This is a genomic window from uncultured Actinobacillus sp. (assembly GCF_945915845.1).
Taxonomy (GTDB): Bacteria; Pseudomonadota; Gammaproteobacteria; order Enterobacterales; family Pasteurellaceae; genus Exercitatus.
Genome location: NZ_CAMEFX010000026.1, coordinates 20,404 through 28,539 on the forward strand (window position 1 = coordinate 20,404; position 8,136 = coordinate 28,539).

14 protein-coding genes are annotated in these 8,136 nt (G+C 41.0%); all 14 read left to right on the plus strand.

The features are described from left to right. Positions 1 to 37 precede the first annotated feature (37 nt). Entirely contained in the window at positions 38 to 880 is an 843-nt protein-coding gene (locus Q0O89_RS07070; RefSeq protein WP_293731001.1) for a MurR/RpiR family transcriptional regulator, read from the plus strand. 11 nt (positions 881 to 891) lie between these two features. Further along, on the plus strand, positions 892 to 1,626 hold the full coding sequence (pgeF, locus tag Q0O89_RS07075; RefSeq protein WP_293731002.1) for a peptidoglycan editing factor PgeF: 735 nt from the start codon (positions 892 to 894) through the stop codon (positions 1,624 to 1,626). A 54-nt stretch (positions 1,627 to 1,680) separates the two neighbouring features. Then, a complete protein-coding gene (locus Q0O89_RS07080; protein ID WP_293731003.1) occupies positions 1,681 to 2,925 on the plus strand; it encodes an ABC transporter permease in 1,245 nt (414 codons plus the stop codon). Between the two features lie 70 nt (positions 2,926 to 2,995). Then, positions 2,996 to 3,283, plus strand: a complete 288-nt coding sequence (locus tag Q0O89_RS07085) for a phosphopantetheine-binding protein (RefSeq protein WP_293731004.1) — start codon at positions 2,996 to 2,998, stop codon at positions 3,281 to 3,283. Continuing rightward, positions 3,283 to 4,236 carry a beta-ketoacyl synthase N-terminal-like domain-containing protein gene (locus Q0O89_RS07090; protein ID WP_293731005.1) on the plus strand — a complete coding sequence of 318 codons (954 nt, stop codon included), beginning with the start codon at positions 3,283 to 3,285 and terminating at the stop codon, positions 4,234 to 4,236. The genes Q0O89_RS07085 and Q0O89_RS07090 overlap by 1 nt, the downstream gene beginning before the upstream one ends. Continuing rightward, positions 4,227 to 4,706, plus strand: coding sequence for a hypothetical protein (locus Q0O89_RS07095; RefSeq protein WP_293731006.1), 480 nt, complete (start codon positions 4,227 to 4,229; stop codon positions 4,704 to 4,706). Before Q0O89_RS07090 ends, Q0O89_RS07095 begins: the two co-directional genes overlap by 10 nt. A 123-nt stretch (positions 4,707 to 4,829) precedes the next feature. Then, positions 4,830 to 5,201 (plus strand): 50S ribosomal protein L14, encoded by a 372-nt coding sequence (gene rplN / locus Q0O89_RS07100; protein WP_005619403.1) that lies wholly within the window; start codon positions 4,830 to 4,832, stop codon positions 5,199 to 5,201. 10 nt (positions 5,202 to 5,211) lie between these two features. Then, the gene (rplX, locus tag Q0O89_RS07105; protein WP_012072228.1) at positions 5,212 to 5,523 is read left to right on the plus strand and encodes a 50S ribosomal protein L24; all 312 of its coding nucleotides are present in this window, start codon (positions 5,212 to 5,214) and stop codon (positions 5,521 to 5,523) included. Between the two features lie 17 nt (positions 5,524 to 5,540). Then, complete coding sequence (gene rplE, locus Q0O89_RS07110) at positions 5,541 to 6,080, plus strand: 50S ribosomal protein L5 (protein WP_133545470.1); 540 nt, start codon at positions 5,541 to 5,543, stop codon at positions 6,078 to 6,080. An 11-nt stretch (positions 6,081 to 6,091) separates the two neighbouring features. Then, a complete protein-coding gene (gene rpsN / locus Q0O89_RS07115) occupies positions 6,092 to 6,397 on the plus strand; it encodes a 30S ribosomal protein S14 (protein WP_135711050.1) in 306 nt (101 codons plus the stop codon). Positions 6,398 to 6,434: 37 nt separating this feature from the next. After that, entirely contained in the window at positions 6,435 to 6,827 is a 393-nt protein-coding gene (rpsH, locus tag Q0O89_RS07120; RefSeq protein WP_005759599.1) for a 30S ribosomal protein S8, read from the plus strand. A gap of 15 nt (positions 6,828 to 6,842) precedes the next feature. After that, positions 6,843 to 7,376 carry a 50S ribosomal protein L6 gene (rplF, locus tag Q0O89_RS07125; RefSeq protein ID WP_135711051.1) on the plus strand — a complete coding sequence of 178 codons (534 nt, stop codon included), beginning with the start codon at positions 6,843 to 6,845 and terminating at the stop codon, positions 7,374 to 7,376. A 13-nt stretch (positions 7,377 to 7,389) separates the two neighbouring features. Beyond that, on the plus strand, positions 7,390 to 7,743 hold the full coding sequence (gene rplR / locus Q0O89_RS07130; protein WP_135711052.1) for a 50S ribosomal protein L18: 354 nt from the start codon (positions 7,390 to 7,392) through the stop codon (positions 7,741 to 7,743). Positions 7,744 to 7,757: 14 nt separating this feature from the next. Beyond that, positions 7,758 to 8,136 (plus strand): 30S ribosomal protein S5 (gene rpsE / locus Q0O89_RS07135; protein ID WP_293731011.1); only part of this gene is annotated, 379 nt, incomplete at its 3' end.

An 8,136-nucleotide genomic window follows, 5' to 3' on the forward strand; every position in this document is an offset into this window, starting at 1 on the left:
CAAGATAGTTGTTTTTAACAGATAAATAGACCTAATTATGAATAATTCATCTCAATTAACGAATTTACAACAAGAAATTCAGTTACGGTATGGCAGTTTAAGTAAACGCCTAAAGCAAGTAGCAAAATATGTATTAGATAATAATCATAGTGTGGTGTTTGATACTGTGGCAACTATTGCTGAACGCGCAAATGTTCCGCCATCCACCCTTATTCGTTTTGCGAATGCTTTTGGGTTTAGTGGATTTAATGAAATGAAACAGGTTTTTCGTAAAAACCTAATGGAAAATACAACAAATTACAGCGAACGTTTTCAATATTTTCAACAATTAGAATCCGGTAGCTATAGCGAACAATCAGCAGCAGATATTTTGGCTATCTTTGGTCAAGCCAACAGTCAAGCTTTAAAACAATTAGTGAATCAAACTTCAAAAGAACAGCTTGAAAGTGCGGTCAAAATTTTAAATGAGGCAAATAATATTTTTATTGTCGGGCTGAAACGTTCATTTAGTATTGCTTGTTATTTAGATTATGCATTGCACCATATTGATTGTAATTCTTATCTGATTAATGGCTTGGGTGGGATGTTTTCAGAGCAACTCAATCGTGTTAAAGAAGGGGATGTTGTCGTAGCGATTAGTTTTTCCCCTTATGCGCAAGAAACATCAGAAATTATGAATATCACGGCGCAAAAAGGGGTGAAACAAATTGCGATTACTGACAGCCAAATCAGTCCATTGGTGACATTTAGCGATGTCTCTTTTATTATTAAGGAAGCACAAATAAAAGGTTTTCGCTCTCAATGTTCAACCATGACCTTGGCGCAAACCCTAGTGATTGCCTTGGCTGCCCATAAAGGTTTAGATAAGCAAATATTATAGAAAAGAGAAAAATGACCGCACTTTATCCAAACTGGCATGTGCCAGGTAATGTAAAAGCCCTAATGACCACGCGTATTGGTGGTGTAAGTCAACCGCCTTTTGATTGTTTTAATTTAGGTGATCATGTAGGGGATAAACCAAGTGCGGTGAAAAATAACCGTGATCTATTAGTTGAACATTTTTCTTTGCCGAATAAGCCGGTGTTTTTAACACAAACGCATAGCACACGAGTTCTAACCCTGCCTTGTTGTGAAAAGGATGTGGAAGCTGATGCTGCTTACACCAATCAACCTAACCAAGTATGTTTAGTGATGACAGCGGATTGTTTGCCTGTTTTGTTTGCGTCTAAGCAAGGTAATGAAGTCGCTGCCGCACATGCAGGCTGGCGTGGACTTTGTGATGGGATTTTAGAAGAAACCGTTGCAAAATTTCAATGTCCGCGAGATGAGATTATTGCTTGGTTTGGTGCTGCAATTGGCCCAACAGCGTTTCAAGTAGGATATGAAGTGGTAGCGCAATTTATAGCTTGGGACAAACAAGCAGAACAAGCATTCATCGCGGATCCAAATGTAGATGGCAAATATTTAGGTAATCTCTACCAATTAGCCACACAACGCTTAAACAAACTGGGTGTCATTCAAATATCAGGCGGCGATCGCTGCACTTATACGGAAAAAGAACAATTCTTTTCTTACCGCCGAGATGGAAAAACAGGTCGTATGGCGAGTGCGGTCTGGTTTGAGTGAGATAGGGATAAATAATTTTTTTCAAATAAAGAACGCCTTACAAGATTACGATTTATGTTAATAACATCAATTTTTAAAGAACTTCGCCTGTTAAGTCGTGATTTACACGGTGTTGCCGTGTTGTTTATGATGCCGATTTTGTTTATGTTGATTATGTCGGCGGCATTAAGCAATGATAATGAATTGAGCCAAGAAGCACCGATTGTGCTGCTGTCTTCGCCAAATCAGCCGTTAAGTGATGATTTTTTGCAAGCCTTAAAAGATGAAGAGTTAAATGTGCAACAAGGGAAGCTTGCCGAACTGAAAGCCTTTCAAGAGGATTTACAAGCGGGTAAATTTTCATTGTTAATTGCAAATTTAAATGAAAAAACGACCGCTCTTTCAGAGGACAAACCGTTGCAGTTGTGGCTTAATCCTTCGGTTGATCGAGGTTGGTTGCTGGGTGTGAAAGGTGTGTTGCACAAACATTATACACAGTTGCGCTTAGAACAATATATGGCGGATAACAAAATCACGCTTAAGAATAATAAACAGAAGCAAATCAAAGAGATAGAGAAGAAAGTTAATCAGGATTTAGATAAAAAATTCGCTCAGATCAACGATTATCTCGCCAAATATTTGTGGCAAGAAGTGTATCTCAACCGCCAAGGCAAAGAAGTGGCGAAACCCAATTCGGTGCAACACAGCGTCCCTGCTTGGCTGATTTTTGGTATGTTTTTTATTATGATTCCGCTGTCTAATGTGATGGCAATGGAACGCCAAACCAACACCATTACACGGCTACGAATGGCAAGGGCGTCTGCGTTTCAGTTGATTATCGCCAAACTGATTCCTTATTTTATGATTAATCAACTGCAATTTGTCGGTATGATTGCCCTTGGTTATCTGGTGCTACCGCAGTTGGATATGCCTGCCTTTACCTTGTCGGGAAATTGGTTGCCTTATGCGGTGCTGTCCAGTGCGGTGAGTTTAGCGGCATTGGGCTACGGCTTGTTGGTGAGTGTGGTGGCTCGCACCACAGAACACGCGGTGGTATTGGGCGGTGGCGGTATCATCATTATGGCGGCAATTGGCGGTATTATGGTGCCGACTTATGTGATGCCGGACATTATGCAGACGGTAGCACAATGGTCGCCAATGGGCTGGGCGTTAAGCGGTTTCCAAAATTTGCTGTTAAATCAATATGAATTGTCGCAAATTGCAAACGAATTAGGGAAATTAACCGCTTTTGGTTTGACTGCATTAGGCTTGGCTGCGTTGATTTATCAACATCAGTTAAAAACACAAGTAAGATTTTAGTAGGGTGCGTGTAAACGCACCGATTATTAACATTTATTTAAATGGTGCGTTTACACGCACCCTACGAATTATGAAATATCAATTTACATTAGAACCCGAATTGCTCGAATTAGAGTTAAAAAAACTGATTATCCAAGAAAGCGAAAAAGACGATTTTGCCCCCGATGACATCAGCGATGATGAATGGCTGTTTGGTGAACAAAGTCGTATTCAGCTGGATTCCTTAGACGCCTTACAAATTGTGGTGGCGTTGCAAGCACATTTTGGTGTGCGGTTGCAAGGGGATAGAATGGTGCGTAAGCATATGATGTGCGTGCGTGATTTAGCGGCGTTTATCCGAGCGGAACATTCAAAATAATGGCGGTTTATCTTCACTCAAGCGGTTTGATTTGTGCAAAAAATTGCGAAAAACGCACCGCACTTCAACTGGGGCAGTCTTTAGATTTGCCCTATTTTAACGCCTTTGACAAGCCTTTATTAAATTTGGCGGAGTTGGTTGAGCTACTTGCTCTACAAATTGAACAAACAATGGCGAAGGCTGGTTGGCAAATAGCAGAATTAGTGGAAATCCCGATTTTGTTAGGTTCAACAGCTTATACGATTTCTGATTGTGAATGGCGTTTCACCAATGGGCAGTCGTTACCGACAACGCCTAATATCACTGCTATCGCCGAGCGACTAAAACAACGGTTTGGCTCATCTGTGTGGAGCTTTGCGACTTCTTGTACTTCATCTGCGCAAGCCATTGGTTATGCTACCAAAATGATTGAACAAGGCAAATGCCGTAAAGCAATTGTGTTGGGGGTTGAGATGTTTAACCGTTTGACTTTTGAGCATTTTCAGGCGATGGGCTTGTTAGCGCAAAGTGCGGACGAAAAAGGCATTATTCTAGGGGAAGGTATTGGTTGTGTGTTGTTGAGTGATGAGCCATCTGATTGCCAAATTTCAGCATTGGCAAGTTTAACGGATAACGGTAGTTTAACGAACAGTAATCCTGACTTGCTCAAGGATTTAATTAAGCAAATTTTGCAAAAATCTTCCTTGGATTTTTCGGAAATTGATGCCATTAAACCGCACTTTGTCGGTGGTGTTTTTGATGAAACAGAGAAAGCTGTTTTGCAAACTTTTGGCAATATTTCACCGCTTGTTTTACCGAAAAAGCGGTTTGGACATACGCTTGGGGCGAGTGGCGCAATGGAAATGGCGTGGCTATTAGAACAACTTAAATCAGAGAATAAACCGCAAACGATTTTGAATTATTTTCTAGGCTTTGGCGGTAGCCACATAGGGTGGATATTGAAATGGAAATAATTGCACAATATGAATTAAATGAGCCGCTTGATGATAAAACCCTACGCCAACAGTTGAAATCGTTGGGCGTTGATGCTCGCCGTTTGAGCCGATTTACCCAATTAGCGTTGCTTAGTGCATTGTCGTTGCGTGAACATTTGACACAGGAAAGCCGTTTTTATTTAGGGGCTTCCTTTAATTCACCCAGTAAGTTTTTCAAAATGTTCAATAACTTAATGCAAGAGAATATTCCTAGCCCACTCGATTTTATGGCGAATATCAATAATGCCGCAACATTCCAAATCGCACAAAGTTTGAATTTACAAGGCGCAACAGTTTTTCTTGCCTTAGAAAAGGAAAATGTGGCGCAACTTTTCCAACTGGCAGAGTTGGATTTAAATGCAGGGGAAACCGCGCTGATTGGGTGGGTATGTGAGCATTTGGAGGGTAACTTGCCTGATCAAAGTATTTGGTGGGTGGTAAGAGTATAAAACTTGCTAAACATTTAATAAATGTTGTTGATTTAAGAATTGCTCTTTGTTAAAATCCGCGGACTGCTTACATTGGGTAGGTGGTCCCGAGAGGGTGTTTTATTTAATTAACGGAGCACTAATATGATCCAAGAACAGACTATGCTGGATGTTGCTGATAACTCAGGGGCTCGTAGCGTAATGTGTATCAAGGTTCTAGGTGGATCGCACCGTCGTTACGCTGCTATTGGCGATATCATCAAAGTTACTGTAAAAGAAGCAATTCCACGCGGTAAAGTGAAAAAAGGTGATGTGTTAAAAGCAGTTGTTGTGCGCACCAAGAAGGGTGTTCGTCGCCCAGATGGCTCAGTTATTCGTTTCGATGGCAATGCTTGTGTAATTTTAAACAATAACACTGAGCAACCTATCGGTACTCGTATTTTTGGACCTGTGACTCGTGAACTTCGTTCTGAGAAATTCATGAAGATCATTTCTTTAGCTCCAGAAGTACTATAAGGAGAACGTAATGGCTGCTAAAATCCGTCAAAATGACGAAGTAATCGTACTTGCTGGTAAAGACAAAGGCAAGCGCGGCAAGGTAACTCAAGTGTTACCAAATGGTAAAGTGATTGTTGAAGGTGTTAAAATTATCACTAAACATGAAAAACCGGTACCTGCTTTAGGTAAAGAAGGTGGTTTAGTGAAGAAAGAAGCTCCGATTGATGCGTCAAACGTAGCAATTTTCAACCCGAAAACAAATAAAGCTGACCGTGTAGGTTTTAGATTCGAAGACGGCAAAAAAGTACGTTTCTTCAAATCTAATAATGAAATTATCTAACAAACTGGAGTAATGCGATGGCGAAACTGCATGATTACTACAGAGATCAAGTAGTTAATGAATTAAAAAATAAATTCAACTACGCATCTGTCATGCAAGTCCCACGAATCGAAAAGATTACCCTGAATATGGGTGTGGGTGAAGCATTGACCGACAAAAAACTTCTAGATAATGCAGTAGCAGATCTAGCAGCAATCAGCGGTCAAAAACCTTTAATTACAAAAGCACGCAAATCTGTTGCAGGCTTTAAAATCCGTCAGGGATATCCAATCGGTTGTAAAGTAACACTACGCGGTGAGCGTATGTGGGAGTTCTTTGAACGTTTAATTACAATTGCTGTTCCACGTATTCGTGACTTCCGCGGTTTAAGCGCGAAATCATTTGATGGTCGTGGCAACTACAGCATGGGTGTGCGTGAACAAATCATCTTCCCTGAAATCGACTACGATAAAGTAGATCGTGTACGTGGTTTAGATATTACTATTACCACTACAGCTAAGAATGATGAAGAAGGTCAAGCACTACTTGCTGCCTTTAATTTCCCATTCCGTAAATAAGGCAGGTTACAATGGCTAAACAATCAATGAAAGCACGCGATGTAAAACGCGTTAAATTGGCTGAGAAATTCTATGCTAAACGTATGGAATTGAAAAAAATCATCTCTGATGTAAATTCTTCTGATGAAGATCGTTGGAGTGCGGTATTAAAGCTACAATCTTTACCGCGTGATGCTAGCCCAAGCCGTCAACGTAACCGTTGCCGCCAAACTGGACGTCCACACGGCGTTCTTCGTAAGTTTGGTTTAAGCCGTATCAAGGTTCGCGAAGCAGCAATGCGTGGCGAAATCCCAGGTCTTAAAAAAGCAAGTTGGTAATTTACCACTTTATTTTGGAATCGGAGAATAAAATACAATGAGTATGCAAGATCCAATCGCAGATATGTTGACTCGTATTCGTAACGGTCAAGCTGCGAATAAAGTTGCGATCAGTATGCCTTCTTCCAAGCTAAAAGTGGCAATTGCCAACGTATTAGCTGCTGAAGGTTATATCGAAAGCGTTAAAGTTTTAGAAGGTGCAAAACCTGAATTGGAAATTACTTTAAAATATTTCCAAGGTAAACCAGTTGTAGAAAGCATTCAACGTGTAAGCCGTCCTGGTCTTCGTATTTACAAACGTAAAGACGAATTACCAAAAGTTATGGGTGGTTTAGGTGTGGCTGTAGTTTCTACATCTAAAGGTGTGATGACTGACCGTGCTGCTCGCCAAGCGGGTTTAGGCGGCGAAATCATCTGTTATGTAGCTTAATAGAGAGGTAGGAAAATGTCTCGTGTTGCTAAAGCACCTGTTAATATTCCTGCCGGTGTTGAAGTTAAACTCAACGGTCAGCTATTAACAGTGAAAGGTAAGAATGGCGAGTTATCTCGTGACATTCATAGCTCAGTCGAAGTTAAACAAGATAATGGTGCATTAACTTTTGCTCCACGTGAAGGTATCGTAGGTGCGGACGCACAAGCGGGTACTGCTCGTGCATTAGTAAATGCAATGGTTATCGGTGTTACTGAAGGCTTCACCAAAAAATTACAACTTGTAGGTGTTGGTTACCGTGCACAAGTTAAAGGCAACGTAGTTGGCTTAAGCTTAGGTTTCTCTCACCCTGTTGAACATACTTTACCAGCAGGTATTACTGCAGAATGTCCATCTCAAACTGAAATCGTGTTGAAAGGTGCTGACAAACAATTAATTGGTCAAGTAGCAGCAGATATTCGTGCATATCGTAAACCTGAACCTTACAAAGGCAAAGGTGTTCGTTATGCTGATGAAGTTGTTCGTACTAAAGAAGCGAAGAAAAAATAATTAAGGTAACACTATGGATAAGAAATCAGCTCGTATCCGTCGTGCAGCTCGTGCTCGTCATATGATGCGTGAACAAGGTGCAACTCGTTTAGTTGTTCACCGCACTCCGCGTCACATTTATGCACAAGTGATTGCACCGAACGGTTCAGAAGTGCTTGCCGCTGCTTCTACAGTAGAAAAAGCAATCAGTGAGCAAGTTAAATATACCGGTAACAAAGATGCAGCAGCAGTAGTAGGTAAAATCGTTGCTGAGCGTGCATTAGCGAAAGGCGTTAAAGACGTTGCTTTCGATCGTTCTGGTTTTAAATATCATGGTCGTGTCCAAAGTTTAGCGGACGCTGCTCGTGAAGCTGGTCTACAGTTCTAATAGAGGAAATTGAGATGTCAAACATCGAAAAACAAGCTGGTGAACTGCAAGAGAAGCTAATCGCGGTAAACCGTGTTTCTAAAACTGTTAAAGGTGGTCGTATCATGAGCTTCACTGCATTAACTGTAGTGGGTGATGGTAATGGTCGCGTAGGTTTTGGTTATGGTAAAGCACGCGAAGTTCCAGCAGCAATCCAAAAAGCAATGGAAAAAGCACGTCGTAACATGATCAACGTAGCTTTAAATGATGGTACATTACAACACCCTGTTAAAGGTGTTCATACTGGTTCTCGTGTATTTATGCAACCAGCTAGCGAAGGTACAGGTATCATCGCAGGCGGTGCAATGCGTGCAGTATTAGAAGTTGCAGGTGTACACAACGTTCTTTCTAAAG

Coding starts and splice junctions, on each gene's coding strand:
- Q0O89_RS07070 (WP_293731001.1), top strand. CDS start 38: ATGAATAATTCATCTCAATTAACGAATTTACAACAAGAAATTCAGTTA.
- pgeF (WP_293731002.1), top strand. CDS start 892: ATGACCGCACTTTATCCAAACTGGCATGTGCCAGGTAATGTAAAAGCC.
- Q0O89_RS07080 (WP_293731003.1), top strand. CDS start 1,681: ATGTTAATAACATCAATTTTTAAAGAACTTCGCCTGTTAAGTCGTGAT.
- Q0O89_RS07085 (WP_293731004.1), top strand. CDS start 2,996: ATGAAATATCAATTTACATTAGAACCCGAATTGCTCGAATTAGAGTTA.
- Q0O89_RS07090 (WP_293731005.1), top strand. CDS start 3,283: ATGGCGGTTTATCTTCACTCAAGCGGTTTGATTTGTGCAAAAAATTGC.
- Q0O89_RS07095 (WP_293731006.1), top strand. CDS start 4,227: ATGGAAATAATTGCACAATATGAATTAAATGAGCCGCTTGATGATAAA.
- rplN (WP_005619403.1), top strand. CDS start 4,830: ATGATCCAAGAACAGACTATGCTGGATGTTGCTGATAACTCAGGGGCT.
- rplX (WP_012072228.1), top strand. CDS start 5,212: ATGGCTGCTAAAATCCGTCAAAATGACGAAGTAATCGTACTTGCTGGT.
- rplE (WP_133545470.1), top strand. CDS start 5,541: ATGGCGAAACTGCATGATTACTACAGAGATCAAGTAGTTAATGAATTA.
- rpsN (WP_135711050.1), top strand. CDS start 6,092: ATGGCTAAACAATCAATGAAAGCACGCGATGTAAAACGCGTTAAATTG.
- rpsH (WP_005759599.1), top strand. CDS start 6,435: ATGAGTATGCAAGATCCAATCGCAGATATGTTGACTCGTATTCGTAAC.
- rplF (WP_135711051.1), top strand. CDS start 6,843: ATGTCTCGTGTTGCTAAAGCACCTGTTAATATTCCTGCCGGTGTTGAA.
- rplR (WP_135711052.1), top strand. CDS start 7,390: ATGGATAAGAAATCAGCTCGTATCCGTCGTGCAGCTCGTGCTCGTCAT.